This window comes from Priestia endophytica DSM 13796, from assembly GCF_900115845.1.
Lineage (GTDB): Bacteria > Bacillota > Bacilli > Bacillales > Bacillaceae_H > Bacillus_I > Bacillus_I endophytica.
Window position 1 is genome coordinate 162,741 of sequence record NZ_FOXX01000009.1, and the last position, 22,687, is coordinate 185,427.

General features: G+C 35.6%; 15 protein-coding genes and 1 pseudogene. 3 read left to right on the top strand and 13 right to left on the bottom strand.

All coding sequences use genetic code 11. The annotated features are described in order from the left end of the window. Positions 1–31: 31 nt before the first annotated feature. From BM012_RS17280 to xylB, 4 genes and pseudogenes are all read right to left on the bottom strand, one after another. Positions 32–754 carry a rhamnogalacturonan acetylesterase gene (locus BM012_RS17280; protein ID WP_082802645.1) on the bottom strand — a complete coding sequence of 241 codons (723 nt, stop codon included), beginning with the start codon at positions 752–754 and terminating at the stop codon, positions 32–34. A 78-nt stretch (positions 755–832) separates the two neighbouring features. Next, a complete protein-coding gene (locus BM012_RS17285; protein ID WP_235606204.1) occupies positions 833–2,320 on the bottom strand; it encodes a pectinesterase family protein in 1,488 nt (495 codons plus the stop codon). 180 nt (positions 2,321–2,500) lie between these two features. Continuing rightward, a pseudogene (locus BM012_RS17290) lies at positions 2,501–4,166 on the bottom strand (alpha-keto acid decarboxylase family protein). Positions 4,167–4,693: 527 nt separating this feature from the next. Continuing rightward, entirely contained in the window at positions 4,694–6,193 is a 1,500-nt protein-coding gene (gene xylB / locus BM012_RS17295; RefSeq protein ID WP_061805887.1) for a xylulokinase, read from the bottom strand. 269 nt (positions 6,194–6,462) lie between these two features. Between xylB and BM012_RS17300 the strand changes: the two genes are divergently transcribed. Beyond that, positions 6,463–7,641, top strand: coding sequence for an ROK family transcriptional regulator (locus BM012_RS17300; RefSeq protein ID WP_061805888.1), 1,179 nt, complete (start codon positions 6,463–6,465; stop codon positions 7,639–7,641). A 100-nt stretch (positions 7,642–7,741) separates the two neighbouring features. Here the strand turns inward: BM012_RS17300 and xynB are convergent, their stop codons facing one another. The 5 genes from xynB to BM012_RS17325 form a co-directional block, all read right to left on the bottom strand. After that, on the bottom strand, positions 7,742–9,343 hold the full coding sequence (gene xynB / locus BM012_RS17305; RefSeq protein WP_061805889.1) for a xylan 1,4-beta-xylosidase: 1,602 nt from the start codon (positions 9,341–9,343) through the stop codon (positions 7,742–7,744). Positions 9,344–9,403: 60 nt separating this feature from the next. Next, the gene (locus tag BM012_RS17310; RefSeq protein ID WP_061805890.1) at positions 9,404–10,795 is read right to left on the bottom strand and encodes an MFS transporter; all 1,392 of its coding nucleotides are present in this window, start codon (positions 10,793–10,795) and stop codon (positions 9,404–9,406) included. 127 nt (positions 10,796–10,922) lie between these two features. Then, positions 10,923–12,338, bottom strand: a complete 1,416-nt coding sequence (xylE, locus tag BM012_RS17315; RefSeq protein ID WP_061805891.1) for a D-xylose transporter XylE — start codon at positions 12,336–12,338, stop codon at positions 10,923–10,925. A gap of 424 nt (positions 12,339–12,762) precedes the next feature. Beyond that, a complete protein-coding gene (gene xylA / locus BM012_RS17320; protein WP_061805892.1) occupies positions 12,763–14,100 on the bottom strand; it encodes a xylose isomerase in 1,338 nt (445 codons plus the stop codon). A 309-nt stretch (positions 14,101–14,409) separates the two neighbouring features. Beyond that, positions 14,410–15,306 (bottom strand): DMT family transporter, encoded by an 897-nt coding sequence (locus BM012_RS17325; protein ID WP_061805893.1) that lies wholly within the window; start codon positions 15,304–15,306, stop codon positions 14,410–14,412. Between the two features lie 141 nt (positions 15,307–15,447). Here BM012_RS17325 and pdxR point away from each other — a divergent pair, with 141 nt between their 5' ends. Further along, on the top strand, positions 15,448–16,869 hold the full coding sequence (pdxR, locus tag BM012_RS17330; protein WP_061805894.1) for a MocR-like pyridoxine biosynthesis transcription factor PdxR: 1,422 nt from the start codon (positions 15,448–15,450) through the stop codon (positions 16,867–16,869). Positions 16,870–17,384: 515 nt separating this feature from the next. Continuing rightward, positions 17,385–17,597 (top strand): hypothetical protein, encoded by a 213-nt coding sequence (locus tag BM012_RS17335; protein ID WP_061805895.1) that lies wholly within the window; start codon positions 17,385–17,387, stop codon positions 17,595–17,597. A 54-nt stretch (positions 17,598–17,651) separates the two neighbouring features. Here the strand turns inward: BM012_RS17335 and BM012_RS17340 are convergent, their stop codons facing one another. The 4 genes from BM012_RS17340 to BM012_RS17355 all read right to left on the bottom strand — a co-directional run bounded on the left by BM012_RS17340 (position 17,652) and on the right by BM012_RS17355 (position 22,562). After that, positions 17,652–18,638: a carbohydrate kinase family protein gene (locus BM012_RS17340; RefSeq protein WP_061805943.1), complete on the bottom strand. Its 987-nt coding sequence runs from the start codon at positions 18,636–18,638 to the stop codon at positions 17,652–17,654. Between the two features lie 49 nt (positions 18,639–18,687). Further along, positions 18,688–20,160, bottom strand: coding sequence for a glycoside hydrolase family 32 protein (locus tag BM012_RS17345; RefSeq protein WP_061805896.1), 1,473 nt, complete (start codon positions 20,158–20,160; stop codon positions 18,688–18,690). Between the two features lie 11 nt (positions 20,161–20,171). Next, positions 20,172–21,413, bottom strand: a complete 1,242-nt coding sequence (locus tag BM012_RS17350) for an MFS transporter (RefSeq protein ID WP_061805897.1) — start codon at positions 21,411–21,413, stop codon at positions 20,172–20,174. A gap of 162 nt (positions 21,414–21,575) precedes the next feature. Then, complete coding sequence (locus tag BM012_RS17355; RefSeq protein WP_061805898.1) at positions 21,576–22,562, bottom strand: LacI family DNA-binding transcriptional regulator; 987 nt, start codon at positions 22,560–22,562, stop codon at positions 21,576–21,578. Positions 22,563–22,687: the final 125 nt, after the last annotated feature.

Consider the following 22,687-nt stretch of genomic DNA (forward strand, 5'->3'; position numbering starts at 1 on the left):
AACGTTAACATTTTGATGAATGAAAACAATCTTATTCTTTGTTAAGATAGTTCTTTAACGGTACAATCTTTAATTCTTTTACACCCTCTGCTACAAGATGTGAAATTTCTCTTGCCCCATTTTCTTGAAAATGCGTATTATCAATTACTCCCTCTGGATAGTTAGGATGTTCTCCTTTTTCAAGCCAAAGAAAGACGTCTTTTGTTTTTTCAATGCCAAGTTCTTGGTACAATGCTTTACTTTTCTCTGTTAAATCAAGAACAGGAACATTCTTTTCTTTTCCTAACTCTTTCACTGCTTGGGGATATGTCCCGTGAGAATCATAAGCAATACCTTCTTCTGTAAAACGCCTACGTTCAACAGGTGTAATTAAAACAGGTGTTGCTTTTTTAGCACGAGCTCCATCAATATATTGTTTCAAGTAGCTTTTATACGTAGTAGAAGGCTCTGTATAGCGACTCGGATCTTCTATTTTTTCGTCATTATGTCCAAATTGAATAAAAAGATAGTCTCCTTTTTGAATTTCGCTTAGGACGGCGTCTAGTCTTCCTTCGTCAATAAAACTTTTTGAGCTTCGACCAGATTGCGCTTCATTTCTGACCGTCACTTTATGACGAAACTCTTCCTCAAAAACTTGCCCCCATCCCGCCCTCGGCGCAACGGAAGAATCATAAGTTGAAACAGTTGAATCCCCCACAAGGTAGACCGTTATTTTACTTTTATGTGACTGTGAAACAAAACTTGTCGCTTGCACTCTTATTCCCCCAACACTTAAACTCAATAGGAGAAGTAGAAAACATATAAAATGAATTTTCTTTTTCATCTTCTTCACCTATCTTTTAGATTCTGCTTTTTCTTTTGGATTCCAGCCATTTAACACATTTTGAATGGTATACTGATTTGCTTCTTCTCTTGTTAATTGTTCTCGTGAGTCATTAAAAGCAACTCCTGGACCATGGTTTTTATATTCATAAAACCGTGCATGACGATAAGAAAAGCCTGACATGTCTGTCCATCCTTGTTTATTAATATGCGACCCGAGATAACTTTCTCTAAACACAACGCTTCCAATTGCATTAGGGTCGCCACCTGGGTGCCACGGTCTGCCAAGATAGACCGTTCCATCCTCTGCATTACTTAAAAGCCTGCTTTTAATAAATAAATAGCCGTATTCCTCTGTTATTTGAGTGCTTGGCGCTGTGACATACCCATTTACAGTTGAAGAACCTCTCGTTAGAGACATAATATCGCACTTTTCAAATACGGCTTGAGAACCCCCAAAGATAAAATCAACATCTCCTTCAATGTAGCATTTGTAAAAATATTGCGTTCCTTCTTTCGTGTACAATGTATCTTGGTTCCCAATAAACCTCGTATTCTTAAAAACTTGTCGTTCACCTTTCGTATATACGGCAACAGCTTGCTCATCTTTTACATCAACACTTTTTTCATCAAAAGAATTTTCAAATGTGAGATTTTCAGCCGTAAAATCATCGCCATATATATAAACACTTGCGCTTCCTGATGTCCCGTACGTTCCTCCTCCACGTTTCTCCTTCCCTGAATAGTTGTCATACGTAAGTTTTGTTTTGTTAACGTTTTCACCGATAAGCGAAACAAAATCTTTATCTTCAGCTACTGTGACAACTTCTTTATATACCCCGTTAAAAATAAAGACGGTAACTTTCTCTTTGTTTCCAGAAGGGATTGCATTAATAGCTTCTTGAACTGTACGATAGTCTCCCTTGTCATCTTTTGAGACTGTTACTACTTTCCCGATTTTATCGAATCTTTCCCTTATATCCTGAAGTTTTTGGCGTTTATCCTGTGTTAAAGAATGAGTGGCTTCTTTTCTCACTACTTCAGCATATACGTTACCTCTAATTTTTGTAGAGATTTGGAAAAGAACAACGGTTTGCCCTTTTTTGTTTACACTTTGAGTCATGTTTTGGATTGAAATAACGTTCTCCCCTCCTTTGAAAGCGATGTCATTTTTATCTATCCTTTTTAGAACTGTACTAAATGTAACCGCAATAAGATCGTTTCTTACAAGTTCCGCCTTATCTATCTTCATCTCACTGCTTGGCATTTTCCTTTCTGAAACACCTTCACTTGATAAAATGCCGAGCATATACAGTTTTGCAAGATCTCCGCTGCTCACAACATCTTTTACATGTGCGTTTTCATTTAAGCTCACATTCTTTAAGGTTTTATTAATGTTATCGTGTGCACAAATCGTATTAGGCAATACCCCTCCCATCATCGTCAACACTGTGGCAGAATAAATGATTACTTTTCTTTTTTTTTCACTAAATTTCAATCACTTCGCCTCTCTTTCTGTGAGTCTAAAATTTATTATATAGAATGAGTTGAGATTTGCAATAATTTTTTAAATATTTAGTTTATTTTTTATGTTAGTAACTTAAAAAAGGAAAATAGACCTACTTTTCATAATTTATCAAATAAAAAACCTCCACCCTATGTAGAGTGGAGGATTCACCTATGAATTTTGACTCGAAAATCGTTTAGAGAGCTCTGTTAATAATTCCGGTTTATCCTCTCTATTCATTTTGATTTCAGCAAAAATAAGCTTATCATGATGTTCTATCTTGTTTAACATATCATCAAGCTCCTGCTCTGTTTGTACTTTAAACGTTTCGCTTGCTTCTTTTGGGCCAAAAATGCTTGGAAGTTTTTCATAATCCCACATAACAATATCATTGTAAGACTTGTTTTCACCGTGAATAGCACGTTCTACTGTATAGCCATCATTGTTGATTAAGAAAATGATAGGCTTAATTTTTTGATAAATGATTGTTGAAAGTTCTTGAGCTGTAAGCTGAAAAGAACCATCTCCAATTAAAAGAATGTTGCGACGTTCTTTGTCCGCAAGCTGACTTCCAAGTATCGCAGGAAGCGTATAGCCAATAGATCCCCATAATGGCTGACCAATAAATGTCCCTCCTTTTTTTAAAGGCATTGTTGCTGTACCAAAAAAGGAAGTTCCTTGATCAGCAAGGAGTACATCATCTTCTTTTATAAAATGAGAAAGACGCTCAAAGAACCGCGTTTGCGTAAGTTTTTCGTCTGTTGCTTCAAATGGTTGTTGTTCCCGAGAAGCAATTGAAATAATGTTCATTTCTTCTCTATCTCGTTTCTTGATGTGATGAGCTAATGTATTCAACGTATCTTTCATTGTCAGAGGTGCATATTTTTCTCCTTCCCCCTCAACAGATAAAGGGTGAAGATGAATCACCTTTTCTTCAGAAAATCCTTGTGAAAACCCGCCTGTGATAGAATCTGTTAGCTTCACTCCTACGCTTATAATACAATCAGACTCATCTATTCTTTGTTTAATATAAGAATCACTTAAGTCTCCATTATAAACACCAATAAATTGAGGATGTGTTTCATCAAAAACTCCTTTTCCCATACTTAGCGTTGCAATGGGAAAGCCGCTCTTTTCAGCAAAGTGCATTAACTCTTTTTCCACTTTGTAGCGATACACTTCATAGTCTGCTAAAATTACAGGCTTTTTCGCTTTGTTTATTTTCATTAATAAATTGGTCAGCATCTCGTCCATTGCTTTTTCATTGCTCTTCACTTCTTCATCTAAAAGTTTTTTATTAGGCTTATTAGCAGGTTTATTATATATATCAATAGGAAGCACAATATGAACAGGCTTTTTTTCTGTTAAACAAGCAAGAAGCACCCGATCAATCTCTTGGCTCGCATTTTCAACCGTTAATATGGTTTGAGCACACGTCACTTCTCTGAACATTGTTGAAAAACGATGGAAGTTTCCATCTCCTAATGTATGATGAACGTAAGAGCCTTCTTTCATCACTTTTGTTGTTGGAGCCCCTGTGACTTTGACAATTGGAACATGTTCAGCATATGAACCAGCAATTCCGTTTACAGCACTTAACTCGCCAACCCCAAATGTAGTCATAACAGCTCCAATGCCGTTTAACCTTGCGTATCCATCAGCAGCATATGCAGCATTAAGCTCATTGCAGTTGCCAATCCATTCTAACTCTTTATGTTTTAGAACTTCATCTAAAAACATTAAATTATAATCACCAGGAACGCCAAAAACGTGGTGAACTCCAATTTCAGCTAGTCGGTCTAGTAAGTAGTCACCAAATTGTATAGTCTTTTTTCACTGTCTATTCCACCTTATCTTAATATGTAACTTTTTCATTCCCTTTTTAGCATTGTTCATAAACACGTGGAAGCGGGACTTTACACTTTTTTAGTTATTTTATCCTATTTTTCGAAAGTTATAAAACGGATTTGATTAGGGAAAAGTCCCTCTTCTTTTTACAGGGAAACTCGGTATCCTTTTTCCTCAAATAAGAAATTCCCCCTATAAAGTAGTCATTTCTCTTATAAAAGCTGAAAATTCAACAGAATAAAGAAAAAGGGTCTCCTAAGATCACTATTTTTAAAGTTCCATAAACTAGTGCTAGATAAGGAAGAGGTAGGTAGACAGTTACATAAATAGTAGGAACCTCATTTCTCCTACAAATTGTTTCTAATTTTAATACAAACTTCTCCATTATAATTTTGGCTTTGGAGAAAAGTTAGGGTTTCCTTCGTATATTTTTACTGTGTTCTTGATGAATTGTTCTCTAACTCTTTGAATTTAATATTCTATTTAATCATCATTTTTCATGTCTTGTAAAACTTGTTATCGGTCTCTAAATGTAGTTAATGCAGCATTCAAATCTTTTGTTTTAAAATAAACCTCTTCATAAATATTAAATAGAGCTTCATATCTCTCTACATTCGATTCTTTAGGATAAAATGTTGATGCCTCTCGAATAAATTCTTCTGCACATTGTTCAAGTGAATCAAACCATCTACTGCCAAAAGCAGCTAGCATGGCTGCTCCCATTGCCGGACCTTGTTCGCTTTCTAGCTTAATTACTTTGGCCTTAAAAATATCAGCTTGCATTTGAAGCCATGTGTTGTTCTTAGCTCCCCCACCAATCGAGATAATCGTATCAACTGATTTTCCTTCTTTCCGGAACAGCTTGATAGACTCATGAAGAGAGAATGTAACCCCTTCCATAACTGCTCTCACAAAATTTTCTTTTTTATGAGATCCATCCATTCCAATAAAGCTTCCCCGAATAAGAGAATCAGCATGTGGCGTCCTTTCCCCCACTAGATACGGGGTAAATAACAGTCCATTGGATCCAATTGGAACAGATTCTACCCCATGCAACACCTGCTCAAATGTTTCATTTGGAGAGAACGTTTCTTTAAACCAGTTCAAACTGTAACCTGCAGCAAGCGTAACCCCCATTGTATAAAACGCATCCTTCCTCCCATGATTGAAAAAGTGAACTTTTCCTTTAAAATCTCGTTCTTTATCTTCCTCATATGAAAGGATGACCCCAGATGTACCGATGCTACATAATGTTTTGCCTGAAGAGAGAATACCAGCGCCAATAGCTCCACATGCATTGTCAGATCCACCTGCAAATACTTTCGTTTTTTTAGACAATCCTGTCTCCTCTGCAATATTAGGAAGCAGCGCTCCTACACAATCATGTGATTCAACAAGCGGTGGACAGATCTCTGTAGGAATATCAAATCGTTTACAGATATCATAATTCCATTTCTTACGTGTTACATGTAAAAGTAAAGTTCCCGCTGCATCTGAAAACTCACTATTAATGGTGCCTGTCATCCTAAATCTTACATAGTCTTTAGGAAGTAGAAAAAGAGCTGCTTTTTCAAACGTTTCCGGTTCATGTTCCTTCACCCATAAGATTTTAGGCAATGTAAAACCTTCTAGAACACGGTTCTTTGTAATCTCAAGCATCTGTTCGCCAAACTCCTCTTCTATCTTCATGCATTGAGAAGTTGTTCTTGTATCATTCCATAATATAGCATTACGTAACACACACTGATTTTGATCAAGCAACACTAATCCATGCATTTGTCCGGAATAACTAATCCCTTCAATATCATTAACTTGAACTTGACATGTAGAAACAAGCTCAGCCAAGGCCTGAATCGTTTGTCGCACCCAGTCTTCCGGATTTTGCTCATTATATCCTGCCTTCTCTTGAATAAGTGGATAACTTTTAGAAACTTCTCCACAAACTTCTCCATTTTCATTAACCAAAATCGCTTTGACAGCGCTCGTTCCCAAATCGATTCCAATTACATATTTCATTATTTTCACTCCTTTATCTATACAAAAAAGACTATTCTGTAAATCTCTAATCAATTCGCAAACTGCATTTCTATGCAAAAAACGCTATGAAATCCTAGTTCTATAACTAACCTATTTGACCTCCAGTATGTTAGTACGTTAAACTAACTAATAACATTATAATAATTATATATAACTCTATTGTCAACCGCTTACATCGGTTAGACAAATAAATTTTTAAACGATAAACTAATATCATTAATCTAGAGATGAGGAAATGAGGTACATGTATGGAAACAACAGATAAATATATGATACGAAAACAAAATGAACTAGTTATTCTCGAAGAAATCATTAAAAGTGGCCCCCTCTCACGTGCAGAATTAGCAAAAATATGTGGTTTAAATAAGGCGACTGTTTCGGAGATTGTAAAAACCTTAATTGATCGGAAACTTGTTACGGAAACAGGGATTGGAACAAGTACACAAGCTGGAGGAAGAAGACCCATTATTCTTCAATTTATTGCGAAGGCTGGACTATCCATTAGTATTGACGTTAGCTATAATTATATTGCTTTCATGCTTACTTACCTTGATGGTTCTATTATAAAAGAGCATTATCAAGAAAATATTAAAATAGATAGACATAACGTTTGTAAATCTATCCTAGATATATATCACCTTTGCAAAGAACAAGCTCCCCCTACTGAATACGGTATAATTGGAATAGCAATCGCAATCCATGGTGTAACCTTGAACAATGAAATTATTTTCACTCCTTACTATGATTTGAATAAACTTAATCTAGTAGAGATCATTGAAAAAGAAGCAGATATCCCAGTCCTTATTGAGAATGAAGCAAACCTCTCAGCAATTGCTGAATTAGCCTACCATTCAAATTTCATAAATTTAGTTAGCATTAGTATCCATTCCGGAATTGGCGCAGGTATCATACTAGATAAAGAATTACACTATGGGAAAAATGGTTATGCTGGAGAAATTGGCCATACTATTCTCTTTCCAGGTGGAAAAGCATGTCCATGCGGAAACAGAGGGTGCCTTGAGCAATATTATTCCGAAAAAGCTATCTTAGAACGTTTCAGCTTACTAAACCGGAAAGAACAACAATCCTCCTTTCATCAAATAGCTCAAGCTGTTGAACAAAATAATGAAGAAACAATTAAGTTGTTAAAAGAGACAGCTAAATATATTTCAATTGCTATTAATAATGTTAATAATACATATAATCCTGATGTTATTTTCCTTAATAGTGAATTGATCCGCACAATACCTTCATTGTTAGAAACAATAAAAGAAGAATTAACATGCTTTATGATTAACGATATAGAAGTAGCCTCTTCTTCCCTAGGAAATCGAGCAATTTTAATTGGAGCAACTTATTTAAATATTCAACATTTCCTTGGCATTAAAAGTTTATATTTCTCTAAAGAACAGATTTATAATAATTAAAACTCTAAATTTTAAATTTAAGAAAAACGCTATATTATTATAGAAACGGATAAATCAAAAGGAGACTTTGTCAAAAATAAAAGTCTCCTTTTGATTTATATTATTTTTCCTTATAACTAAAGTATTTAAAGTCAGCCTGAATATTTTGACCGCTCGTATCTTGACATTGCATTCCTACAAAAGCGCCTGTAAAGAATCCTCCTCCTTGAACATAATCATCTGATACTTTTTTAGACTCTAACATAACTTCAATTTTAGTCCATTCTTCTTTGTCGAAAGAATAAGAGTAATAATATTTGTCATGTTCAACCTCTACTTTTAGATGAACATATTTTATTTCATGAGGGATAATAATTTTATCTTTTAACGGTTGCGAAAAAGAGAAGTTATCACATATTGTTAGATCTAAAATACGTCCAAGGGCTTCATCGTACGTTACTTGAAGAGCTGTCCAATTTTCCGTATTATAATAATTAACTAGTCCTGCCGCTTGTTGAAAGTTCTCCGGATAGAATTCAACCGCTGTTTCTACCTTAAAGTGAAGGCTTTGCCAACGTCTTGCTACAAATGCTTGAGTGAATAAAGATGTTAATGATTCATGTCCAAATAGACGTAAATGGTTAGGTCTTTCAGTTAATGATCCCAATTCATCTGTAAAAGGGATTCGTAATGTCTGAAAGTTAATATTTAACTTTTCACTTTCAAATTGATCGATATCTGGATATGTTGCTTCAAACCTAGTTTCGGCAATACTCGGTGCCTCCACCTCTAAGCTACCTTCTTTTCCACCAACTACATAAGGCCACCCATCTTTCCACTCTAATTTTTGAATAGCTGTTTCTCGACCTAGTGGACAATAGCCCCTTTGCTGAACAACTGAATCATCGGAAGGATGAATTGGACGGCCTGTCAAATGAGCTAGATACCACTCATTTGTATGAGTTTGAACAATTGAGGCATGTCCACATTTTTGTAATGGATTTCGAGGTTCATGCCAAGACGTTAAAATTGGATTATCTGGATGAAGTTCATATGGACCTTCAATATCTGTTGAGCGAGCAATTGTAGAAGCATGTTCAAACCGCGTTCCCCCTTCTGCTGTGAGTAAATAGTAATAATCCCCAATATGATAAAGATGAGGTGCTTCTGTTAGTTTTATGTCCGTTCCTTTAAAAATGACCTTTGGCTTATTTATTAATTTCTGTTCCTTAGGTGAATATTCCTGCATTACAATACCACCGAATGAATGATGATTGATTCGATAATCCCATAACATATTTAATAAGTATTTCCTGCCATCAAAATCGTGAAATAGAGAAGCGTCAAATCCTGAACTATTTAATTTAATAGGTTCTCCCCAATCTCCATCAATTGTGTCTGAAGTCACTAAATAGTTATGACAATCTTTCCAAGCACCATCCACAACCTTTACATCTGTGTATATAAGCCAAAATTTCCCGTCATTATAACTTAAACAAGGTGCCCATACTCCTCCCGAATTAGGATTTCCTTTCATATCTAACTGTGAAACTCTCTGTAATGGATGTGTAACCAAGCGCCAATTTACTAAATCTTTTGAATGATGGATCTGCACACCTGGAAACCATTCAAATGTAGATACAGCAATATAATAGTCTTCTCCTACTCTGCATATACTTGGATCAGGATTAAAACCTTTAAGGACTGGATTAATAATCTTCATTTTAACTCCTCCTCATATATTCTTACTTAATAAATTTCTAACATAAAGTTTCATTTCTATTTATTTTTTAAATTCATCAATATGATCCAAATATACTTTATCTCTATTCTCTAGTTCACGTACAATCTTTGCATATTCTTCTTCATCTAAGTTATAGAAATAAATGTTAATTATAGCTAATATCAAGAACACAACAGGGATGATTGTTGTTGTAATTAAAATTCCTGTCAATGCTTCAGGGGTTTGTACCTGGTTCGCAATATAACCGAATTTATCTAAAACAAACCCTGGTATGATGCCGCCAATGGCCATGCCAAACTTAAAAAAGAAGCCAATAACAGAGTAAATTAATCCCCCCATCCGTTTTCCGGTCTTGTATTCTCCATATTCAATTGTTTCTGGAATAAGAGCCCACATATAGCCTCCAGCTGTAACACTTCCTGCAGCAGCAATCAGGCGAAAGAGAAGTACAAGTAAAATATGACTAGGTGGGACAATAAGCAGACCTAAAAGACCAACAATATTTAATAATAATGCAAAAGTTAATAGTTTCTTCTTTCCTATCCATCTATTAATCTTAGGTATAAATGGGAGGATAATTAAAGCTGGTAAGCTCCCCAATAAACCATACCATTTCACCAAATCTTCCCTACCGACATTGTAGGTAATATAATAGATTCCAACAGAATTGCTTATTGAGTTAACGCCAAAAATAATAATAAAGAAGATACTTAAAACGACTAATGGTCGGTTAACCTGAAACTGTTCAAATATATCTGATAATCTAATTTTCTCCTTAGATTTTTGAAGACTTACACGTTCTTTCGTACTCTTAAAACAGAATATTAATAGACATGCTCCAATAATCCCCAAAATACTCATAGTTAGCTGCCAAGCAAGAACTGAACTATCTGTAGTATCACGTAAGTTATTGGATAATAGAGGAACAAAAAATGCTACTATCAATCCACCAAGGTTAGCAAAGAACATACGCACAGATGTGATACTAACAACTTCTTGATTGTTTCTTGTCATCGCAGAAGTTAATGCACCGTATGGAACATTTATAGTTGTGTATGTAAGTGATAAACCTACATACGTAATATAGGCATATATTAATTTACCCATATCTGAAAAATCAGGGGTTGTAAAACACAGTATTGCGAGTATTGAAAATGGAAATGCTCCAAATAACAGGTACGGTCTAAAACGTCCAAATCGACTATTTGTTCTATCTACTATTGTTCCAATAAAAGGGTCAGCAAGGGCATCAATTATTCTAACAACTAAAAACATTGTACCGGCAGCTGCTGCTGATAACCCAAATACATCGGTATAGAAAAATAAAAGGTACGTAGAAACTGTATTGTAAATCAAATTACAAGCGAAATCTCCAGAAGCATAGCCGACTTTTTCAAATATAGGAATTCTCGATAGATTTTCACTAGACATCTTCTTTCCTCCTTCGTAACCCCATTAAATAAAAACTATATACCTTTAAATTTTCCATAAAAGTTACTTTTTCAATTTCAAAGAGGGATACCCGTGTCTATATAATGTTAAAACATCAAGAATAACTTCATACTACTTCATGATGATCAACTTTATTTTTTTTCCATTCATTCTCCATTTGTTCAAGTGTCTTTCCTTTTGTTTCAGGGACAAACTTCCAAACAAATAGAGCGGAAAATATGCTCATTAACCCGTAGAAACCATAGGTTAAGCCGCTGCTATATTCCATCATCATTGGATAAGTAGATGAGATTAGATAGTTAGCAGCCCATTGAGCAGCTACGGCAATGGCAACAGCCTGACCACGAATTCTATTAGGGAAAATCTCAGAAATTAACACCCAACATATTGGCCCCCACGACAACATAAAAGCGGCTGTGTATATAATAATGAAGATTAAAGTACTAACTCCAATAATATTTAGAAAAGCCATTCCTGCCACACCAAACATTCCAATCGCCATACCAATGGATCCTATTGTTAGTAATGGTTTACGTCCCCACTTATCAACTGTTAAAATAGCAACGATTGTAAAGATAACATTGACTAATCCCATAACGATGGTCTGTAACATCGAAGCATCTTTTGCAGCTCCCATGCTTTCAAAAATGCGCGGAGCGTAATACAAAGCAACGTTTATACCGACAAACTGCTGAAATACCGAGAGCATGATTCCTACCACAATCACTAATTTCCCGTAAGCAAATAGCTTTTCAGAAGTAACGTTTACCTTTACGGTTTGTTTAATTTCCCTTAAAATCACTTCCGCTTCTAAAGAGCCGTTAATTTTAGTAAGAATATTTAATGCTTTATCGTCTTGATTTTTGATGGCTAGGTATCGAGGTGTTTCTGGTACAAAGAATAAACATATACCAAATAATAAAGCTGGAATTACTCCTGAAGCAAACATATATCTCCAGCCTATGTCATTTATCCATTCTAACGGTTTTCCATTAGCAATCCCCCAGTTAACAAAATAAACGACTAGCATCCCAAAAATAATCATAAATTGGTTGAATGATACTAATCGGCCACGAATATCTGCAGGTGCAATCTCTCCTATGTACATAGGAACAATTGCTGAAGCTAAGCCGACACCGACTCCTCCTATAATTCGATATAAATTGAACATAAGTAATAAAGAAATGGATGGTTCTCCCATTGTAAAAAATAAGAACTCAGGATATGCAGACCCTAAAGCTGAGAGAAGAAAAAGGACAGCAGCAAAAATCAGTGAATATTTACGGCCAAAGTTTGATGCAAAATAACCGGATATTATCCCGCCAATGATACAACCAATTAATGCACTAGAAATTGTTGCGCCATGTGCTAACGATCCTAAACCTAGAGGTTCTATTAAATAGGCTTCTATTGACTTTTCTGTTCCAGATATTACAGCAGTATCATAACCGAAAAGCAAACCACCGATAGCAGCTACAATCGTAATTGAAAAAATATAAAGTGAGTTTCGCTTTTGTTTCATAGTTTTTCAGGGATAAATTCTAATAACTCAAAGAAATTAATCTACGATATGTAACTGAATGATTAACAATCCTCTCCTACTATTAAGCCCTTCTTTTAAAGCGCTTACAAAATAATATAGTTAAGGAACTGTTTCCCATCACTTAGTTATTTATAGATTGATTTTTAAAATTCTCCCCTAAACTCCCTCCTATTTTAAAGTAGTAAATTCTCTTAAAAACTTTTTGCTTACAGAAATAATCACCAAAACTTAAAGCATTTCTTACACTTTTTCTCCTCTATTTGCCCAAAGGTACTAATTCACACTGTTTGTATGTTTTTAGAGAAAGAACCCGTCATGAAAACTTAGAAATATAAAAGATTCATTGACGGGTCTTTTCGAGAAACAATATAGTCGATAGATTTCTTGTTACTCCCTTTTCAATTTAAACTTCTAAAATATATTGATTTAAGATAGCTTTTAATCGTTCTTGTCTTCCAGATTTGTTGTGAATTGAGTTATTATTTAGAGCGTATTGCTCAAGGGTATGGAAGTTTGCTCTTCCTTCCACAATATCTAGTCCAATCCCTTCCGTGAAGCTACGATAACGTTCTGCAATAACATTATCAAATACACGGTCTTCAATTAATTTATGAGCTACTTTTAATCCTCTTGCAAATGCGTCCATTCCAGCAATATGGGAGTATACTAAGTCCTCTAATTCAAAAGATCCTCTTCGTACTTTGGCATCAAAGTTCAAGCCTCCACAACCTAATCCTCCATTTTGCAAAATTTCATACATGGATAATGTTGTAGAATATAAATCGGTTGGAAACTCGTCTGTATCCCACCCCAAAAGAGGATCTCCCTGATTAGCATCAACAGAACCTAACAGACCGTGGACTCGAGCTACTCTTAACTCATGATCAAACGTATGGCCAGCTAAAGTCGCATGATTAGCTTCAAGATTCAACTTAAAATATTTGTCTAGATTATACTGTTTTAGAAAAGCAATTGTTGTAGCTGCATCTGTATCGTATTGATGTGTAGTTGGTTCCTTTGGTTTTGGTTCAATCAAAAATTGTCCTGTAAATCCAATTTCTTTTGCATAGTCAACCGCCATATGCATGAATCGAGCTAGATTATCCAACTCTAATTTTAAATCTGTGTTTAATAATGTTTCGTAGCCTTCACGCCCTCCCCAAAATACATAGTTTTCAGCTCCAAGCTCTTTCGCTGTTTCTAATCCTTTCTTCACTTGAGCTGCTGCATATGCAAATACATCTGCATTACACGAAGTAGCTGCTCCATGAACAAAACGAGGATGAGTAAACATATTAGCTGTATTCCATAATAATTTCACATTACTTGTTTTCATATACTCTTTTATCAGAGTAATGATTATATTTAAATTTTTATTTGTCTCTTTTAACGTATTTCCTTCTGGGGCAATATCCCGATCATGGAAAGCAAAGAAAGGCACCCCTAATTTTTCAAAAAGTTCAAATGCGGCTTCTACCCTTGCCTTAGCTAAGTCCATTCCTTGATACTTGTCCCATGGTCGTTGCATTGTTGCAGCACCAAAAGGATCTGTTCCATCAGCCGTAAATGTATGCCAGTAAGCTACCGAAAATCTTAAGTGTTCTTTCATGGTTTTATTCCCTATCATTTCCTCTGGATTGTAGTACTTGAATGCTAGAGGATTGTTAGAATCTTTCCCTTCATAAAACACTTTGTTTGCGCTTTCAAAATAATTCCCTACATTAGTATAAGATTGAGCCATATTATTTCCCCCTTAGTTTAGATACGATAAACTTTAAACATTCAAATTAAAATGATTCATCATTAAAGATAAGTTATATTTTATTGACCAAACTAATAAGATTTAAGTTAGTTTGTTATCCTTACAAACTAACTTAATTACATATTATAAGAAATTATTATTTCTTTCAATATTTTTTTTCAGATTTTTTTATATTTTCTTACTGACTCTTAGTTATTACTAGGAGAAAAAAAGAATACTCATTGTTCTAGTCAAACGTTATTACCAATGTAATTATCTTTCTGAATCGTATCCTTGGATATTTTATTATTAAAAATTCATATCACCTTTCGCTCGTGACCTCTGTTGCTTTTCATGGATCAGAAAAAGTCCTAAAAATGTAATCACTCCACCTCCTACACCAAGTAAATTAATCTTTTCGTCAAGCCATATTCCTGATAAAATGACAGCTACAATTGGTACAAGATAAAGAGAAGCTGTAGCTTCTGACGCCCCTACTTTTAAGGTTATATAAGCTAAAGCGAAATAAGGTAGAACAGAAGGAAAAATTCCTAAATACGTCACAGCTAAAGTAGATGAAAAAGAAGCTTCTTCTATCTCTGTTAACAGCCGTGGAAGAAAACAAAGCATCCCAGCTGTTCCTCCCCATATCGAATAAGTCATAAAAGCTAACATTCTATACTTTTGTAAGTAACGAGTTTGGAAAACAAAATATAAGCTTTCTGAAAAGGCAGCGAGAAGGATAAATATGATTCCAGTGATAGAATAGGAAAGTGAATCATAGCTAAATGAGATAAAAGCAATTCCGAAGAAACTAATAAGAGCTCCTAACCATTTTCTAACCGTCCCTTTTCTTCTCAAAAATAATTGTTCAAGCATAAGTGAAAATATTGGTGTAGTAGTTACAAGTAAACTAGCAATCCCTCCACCTACGGTTATTTCTCCCTTATTTAAAAAAAGATGATAAGCTGAAAATCCTAAGCATCCTAAAAGAACTAATATAGGGACATCTCTCATATTTGGTAGACCTATGCGCAGTATAATGGCTATAAGTAGTAGAGAGCTTGAAGCAATAAGTAATCGAAAAAGAGCTAGACTTTCAGGCGTATAAGAATGTAGGGCAAAACGAATAGCTGGAAAAGAAGACCCCCAAAAAAAGATGATAGATACATATGAAACAAGTAAAAATACTGTCCAATTCCTCAATTTACTCTCTCCTTATCAAATAAAATCCAACCAGTTAGTCTAGAAATCTAACAGGTAGTTCCTATCCTAGATAATATTTGGTAAAATGTCTCCAACCAGTTAATTTTTTGAAAACCAACCACTTCAAAGGAGAAACTTCTTATGTTAAGTAAATCAAGCATTCCTAAATATGAAAAAATCATGAGGTATATGAAAGAAAAAATTTCAAATGGTGAATGGCCTATTGGAAGTAAAATCCCTAGTCAACGTCAGTTAGCGAAAGAATTTAATGTGAATAGGAGTACAGTTATTACAGCATTAGAAGAGTTAATCGCGGATGGTCTACTCGAAGCACAAATGGGCGTAGGAACCATTGTAACAAACAATACATGGAACCTTTTATCCTCCTCTCTTAATTGGAATACACATGTAGAAGCGGGAATGCTGAAACAAAGCAGATCAACGGTCCAAGAAATCAACAACTCAGAGTCACAACAGCAGTTTATCCAACTGAGTAAGGGTGAGCTTTCAAGTGACATGTTTCCCCTTCAGAAAATGAAAGAGATTATAAATAAAGTTTCTAATCATATAACTCCTTTTGGCTATGAAGAACCAAAAGGATATTTACCATTACGAAAAGCAGTGAGCGCTTATTTACATAAAATGAATGTTAATGTCTCTCCCTCTTCCATCTTAATTGTCTCAGGAGCCCTTCAAGCTCTTCAACTTGTCTCCATTGGACTTTTACACAAAGGATCGACAGTTTTACTAGAAAAACCTTCTTACCTTTACTCTCTTCGCATTTTTCAGTCAGCTGGGATAAATCTGACTGGAATTCCTTTAGATCAAGAAGGACTTCTCGTCCAGCATCTAGAGCATGTTAAAAAGAAAAGGAAAGAAGCTGTTCTATATACAAATCCTTGTTTTCATAATCCAACTGGAACATTAATGTCTGAGAAACGACGCAAAAATATTATTGAAACGTGTACAAAACATCAAATTCCTATTATTGAAGATGATATTTATAGAGAACTATGGTTTGAAGAAGCCCCTCCTTTACCATTAAAATCTTTAGATCAAACAGGGCATGTTTTATATGTTGGCAGTTTATCGAAAACATTAACACCTGGTTTACGAATTGGTTGGATAGCAGCACCAGAACCTGTTATTAACCGACTTGCAGATATTAAGATGCAAATTGACTATGGTTCTAGCTCTCTTTCTCAACGAGTTGCGGCCGAATGGCTGCAAAGTGGGTTATATGAGGAACATGTTAAAAAAGTAAGGGAGAATCTTTTAGAGAGAAAAAATGTAGCTTTAAAGCTTATTAAACAGCATTTAGAAGGACTTGCAATATGGGAAAAACCTCAAGGAGGCTTTTTTGTTTGGATTCATATTCTTGCCCCAATTTCTATGAAAAGCCTTTATGCACGCGCTCGTACACAAGGGATATTACTAAATCCTGGTCATATTTATCATGAACAATCCAGTCGTTATATACGACTCTCTTATGCCTATGCTTCAATGCAAGACTTAGAGGTTGGGATTAAGAAATTAGGTTTGTTGATTAGAAGTTTATCTTAGTGACGATCGGGTGATAGCGATATTATTTCTTTACTACAGGATTGATACTAATTAAAACGGGTTCGTCTTTCATTGCTGTATTCCTTTTCACATCTCTATTACTCTAATAACTTACTTAGAGGAATACTATGAAAAATATAATGGGAAACCCTCTACCCAAACTTTCTCCCTTTCTGCTTCGTCAGATTATAAAACAACAGCTATTGTAACAGCTTCTTTAGCTAAAATACTCCTAGATCAGCATCTTAAAGGCGTGTTGTTCCCGTTTGAGTTTGCCAATTTTGACGAAGTTATGGTCCATTTAAAGGTGCATTCGACTTTTGTCGAAAAGTGAGGGAGGAGAAAACACTTGTTTTTTATTATGTTTTTGTTTGGATTAGTAGTGGGATTAGCACTATATTTATTAACTTACGTTTTTGTAAAGAAAATAGAAAACCGAAGAAGAGTCATATCTGCAACTTCTCCAAAATGATCCAACAATCCAAGGCTATAAAGCATTTAAACAAGTCGTTGTCTTGTCTTTAGGGGAAGAAATAGCGGGAGATAATATAGAGGTTCCAGACGTAGAAGAAGAAGGAAATACTACCGTAATTAAGGTCAAAACGTTCTACAATCGCTCAGACGAAAAGAATTCTTTTATCGCTATTGGCTTAGATAGAGTTCAATCCGACGTTGTGATTGAGGATACAAATGGTACTGTCTTTAAGGATGCACCAGACGTAGAGTAGACTTTACATAATAACCCCCGCCTCTTTCTACAAAGAGACGGGGATATTATTTTCCTATACTTCTGTTTTTCGTGTTTCAATAAATCTTAATACATGCTCTTTTCCTGGAGCAGATTGAATCGCTCCTTTGACAGATGCCGTTAGCGCCCCACTTGCATTTGCAAAAGTAAGAAGCTCTTCATGATGTGCTCTTACTTGTTCAACCAAGTTCTCACTTGTAATTCCATGCTGTGAAAGCTCTGATAAAAAGCCGCCAATAAAAGCATCTCCAGCACCTGTTGTATCAGCAACCGTTACTTTAAATCCTTGTCCTTCATACGTTTCACCATTTTCAAAATGAATGGAAGCACCGTGTCTACCTTTTGTATAGACAACAACTTTTACATCGCCTGTGAAAAGCGCCTTAATGCCCGCTTCTTCATCTTCTATGCCCGTAATAAACGAAAGCTCTTCATCCGATATTTTAACAATATGAGAGAGCGGTAAAAATTCTAAAATTGCTTTACGGCAGCTTTCTGCATTAGGCCATAATGGAAGGCGCACGTTTGGATCGAAGCTAATAATTCCGCCCTTTTCTTTCATTTCCTTAATGGCTTTTTTGTGCGCGATTTTCATTGGACTGTCAACTAAGTCCACAGAGCAAAAATGAAGAAAGTCTTCTCCACTAAACCATTCGCCATCGATCTCCTCTTCTGAGAAAAGAAGGTCAGCTGCGTTTTGCCGATAAAAGTTGAACGTTCTCTCGCCAAATCCGTCTACCGAAACAAAAGCAAGACCTGTCTCCCCTTCATCCGACCGAACAACATAAGACGTATCAACATTTGCTTTTTGTAAAACATCCATAATATGATCCCCAAAATGATCATTTGCCATTTTTGTTAGCATAACAGCTTCACAGCCGTACTTTGCCGCTGCAATCGCGACATTCATTGGTGCTCCGCCTGCTACGCGTTCAAAACCAACTACTTCTTTTAAACTCTTTTCTTTTTGAACCGGAATAAAATCAATTAATGTTTCACCAATACAGAAAATTTTGCTCATTATGTACACCTCAATTTTGTGAGCAAGCTTGCGCTTGCTCACGCTTATTCTACTTCCAAATATCTTTCAATTTCCAATACATAAATTCTTTAACTTTTACCTCACCTTTGTTTGCAAAGCACATCACGCCTAATCTTTCTTCCTTTGGGTATATACGACTCGTCATTGTTTTCACCCCATCGTTTGCAAACAGTTCGATTGAGGATCGATCAAGGAAAATACGTAGGGTAAGCTTCCCATCATTCACAAGCTCTGTTGTTCTCACTCCATCTTCCTTCTTGCCCATTTTAGAGCAGTCTAGAGAAAGCTTTTCGTCTCGAATATGATAGGTAATGACAACTTCCTCTTCTTCAACACCTTTAACAGTTAACCCAACTGATTCTGCCTTACAATCTGTTAAATCGAACTCTGCTTTTATCTCTAGCAAACTACTGTTTTCCTTTGCTAAATGATAATCTGAAAGGCTTGCGTTTTCAAGTTCTACTCTTTTCGTTTGACGCAATTCTATCATCTCTTCTACCGGATTCATAAAAACAGTATCGTTTTCTCCAATGGTTAGCTCTCGAGGAATGGTTAATGCTCCACACCATCCGTCTTGTTTTGTGGGCATCTCGCTTTCCCACATATCCATCCAACCAATCACAATGCGACGGCCTTTCTCATCTACTAGCGTTTGAGCGGCATAAAAATCGTGGCCGTGATCTAATTCTAGAAACTCACCTTTTACGTACTTATTTTTTTCGTAGTTATATTCGCCAACAAAATAACCTGTTTGAAAGAGATTGTTATAATCGTCTCCTTTAGATTCTATTCCTTGTGGAGAAATTAACAGGATATGCTTTCCCTGTAGCTCGAAAAAGTCTGGACACTCCCACATATATCCTAGTGTGCCATCACTTTGAGCAAGAACCCCAACATACTCCCATTTTCTTAAATCTTGAGATCTATATAAAATAACTCTTCCTGTTTGATCCTTTGTTGAGTTTCCAACAATCATATACCATTGATTATTATGCTTCCATACTTTCGGGTCGCGGAAATGATGAGCGCTGTCTTCAGGAGGATGAGCAATAACAGGATTTTGACCTACTTTCTCAAACACTACTCCATCTGTACTGACCGCAATATTTTGAGTTTGATAAAAAGTGTCTTCCTCTTGATTAATATAATTGTGACCTGTATAAATAAGGGTTAGCTCTCCTTCATTGTTAACAGCACTTCCTGAAAAGCAGCCGTCCCTATCATATTCATCACCAGGTGCTAACGCAATCGGATCATATTCCCAGTTCACTAAATCTTTACTTTTTACATGTCCCCAGTGCATAGGACCCCAGTTTTCATCATATGGATGATGCTGATAAAAAACGTGATACTCTCCTTTGTATTGAACCAAACCGTTTGGGTCGTTGATCCAGTTCCCTTCCCCCATAATATGATAACCTAACCGGTACCGAGGATTTATGTTTTGTGTTGTTTTTTTGATGGCTTCTTCAGCTTTTTGAAGTTTGTGATCTATTACCATATTGCTTCCTCCTATACTACTCTTTTTATATTTTTCCTACCTTGAGGTATTCCTCTAGTATGCTTAGAACCTAGCAATGTGAAGATGGATATAATCGTAAAACCTAACACCATTGTTCCCATTACAAGATAAGAGTATCGGAAACCAATGGAATCATACAATATCCCTGAAATAGGCGATAAAATAGCCGCCCCTACTTGTGACGCAAATTGAAAGCCAACAAGGTATAAAATGGATGATAAACGAGTATCAAAATTAATTGCTAAATATTTAAAAATGGCAATCAACATAATTGGTAGCTCTAAAGCGTGAATAAGCTTCATCGAAGAAATCCCGATTGGCCCCATCACAAGCCCTGAGCCAATAATTCGAAAGGCCATTAGAAATCCTGCTAATAGTAAGCTGTTTTTTGCGCCAAGTTTATTTACCATAAACGGAGCTAAAAACAGCATTCCCGCTTCTAAAAATACCTGAACAGAATTAAGATATCCAAATACTTGGTTCCCTAATGCCTCACTTGGAAAAACAGACGCATAGTAGATTGGAAATTGTTGATCATATACGCTATATACACAAGTTACACCTACTACATAAAGCATTAAAAACCAAAAATCTTTTAAAAGAAAGAGTTGACCTGCGTCTTTCAGAGAAACAGATTGGGCTTTCTCGACTTCGGACGTTGTCATTTCTATTCTTATAGACAAAATAATGAAGACAAGAATAATTGCCGACCCAGAAGCAATCCAGAAATTAATATTAGGATTAATGTTAAATAACTGACCTGCAAAAAATGTAGCTGAAGCCCATCCTAATGATCCCCACATTCTTGATTTGCCATATTCAAACTCATATTTTCGGCTGATCTTTTCAATATACGATTCGATGGCTCCTATTCCAGCTAAAAATGAAACACCTAAGTACATCCCTCCTACAATTGCACCAAGCAAAACATTATACTGAAGCAATGGCCCATAAATGAAAATATAGAATGGTCCGACAAATACGAGTAAAAGGCTAATAAAGAACAAAATATTTTTCTTCAAGCCAATTTTGTCTGATATATATCCATATATCGGCTGCATACATAAAGCAAAGATAGCGTTTACAGAAAAAATTAAACCAGTTGCTGACCCACTCAATTTAATCTCTTGACCAAGCCAAATGGAAAAGAGAGAATAGCTAGCAGACCATGTAAAGAAAAAGAAAAAGAAATACGCACTTAACTTCCAATACAACATTTTTGAACTTTTCATTTGGATAACCCCTTTGATTAGGAATGAAAAACGAATGGTTTGTTATTGAAAGCACTTTCATAGATAATTCTATGTCAACCGGTTTCATATGTCAACCGGTTTCATAAATTTTTAATTTAACTATTCAAAAAACAACATAGGACACTGCCTCTAGGCAATGTCCTATGTTGTTTCACCTTCGATAAGCGTCACAGGTAGCTTTGTTTCACTTTTGATATTGTGAAACTCTCCGCTGATCCCTTTTAACAACATGTCAACAGTTGTTTGAGCAATAGAGTAGATTGGCTGTTGAATGGTTGTTAATTCAGGTAATAAAGTTCGCGCTGTTTCGGTTCCATCATATCCGACAACTTTAACATCCCCCGGGATTTTCTTTCCTCTTCGTTTTGCTTCACGAATAAAAGAAGCCGCAAACAAATCATTACTTGCAAAAACTCCGTCTACATGTGGGTGTTCATCTAAAATTCGCTGAATGATCTCATCCTGACTTTTTGGATCAAATGTTTGAGGGACTTCATATGTAATGGGCTTTTTATCGCATTCGTGTAATACGTCCTCATATGCCTTTCTTCTAAGCTGTTGCGCTGGAGTTTCTATATCAGACGGACCGTTAATATGTATAATGTATTCGCACTGTTTTGATACGAGTAGTTCTGTTGCTTTTCTTCCTCCGTCATAATTATCACAGCTTACAATTGGAATCGTCTCGGATAAATATCTGTCAACAGCAACAACAGCTAGATTTTGCTTATGATAATCAATAATTCCATGATTATGGGTGCCAACAATTATACCGTCCACTTGATTGCGCAGAAGCATTTCCACATACTTTTCTTCTTTTTCTATACTATTTAAGCTATTGCACAGCAATACTTTATAGCCTTGTTCAGCACAAATATTTTCTAGATGAAAAATAAGCTCTCCGTAAAAAGGATTGCTTGTTGTTGGGAAGATAACGCCAATTAAGTTGGTTCGTTTATTAAATAATGATCGTGCTAAATCATTTGGAAAGTAGTTCAATTCCCTCATGGCTTTATGTACATTTTCTCTTGTTTCTTTACTGATGTATCCACGGTTATTCAGTACACGAGAAACCGTTGTGGGAGAAACTCCAGCTAGCTTTGCTACATCTCCAATCTTTGTTTTCATCGCTTTTCCCCTTTCACATGCTCTTAAGCTATTATACCTCCCCTATCAAATAATGTACAAAATATTGATAACGCTTTCCTATTTGAAGTATACATTAGGTTATAAAATCTCCCTGATCATTCTAT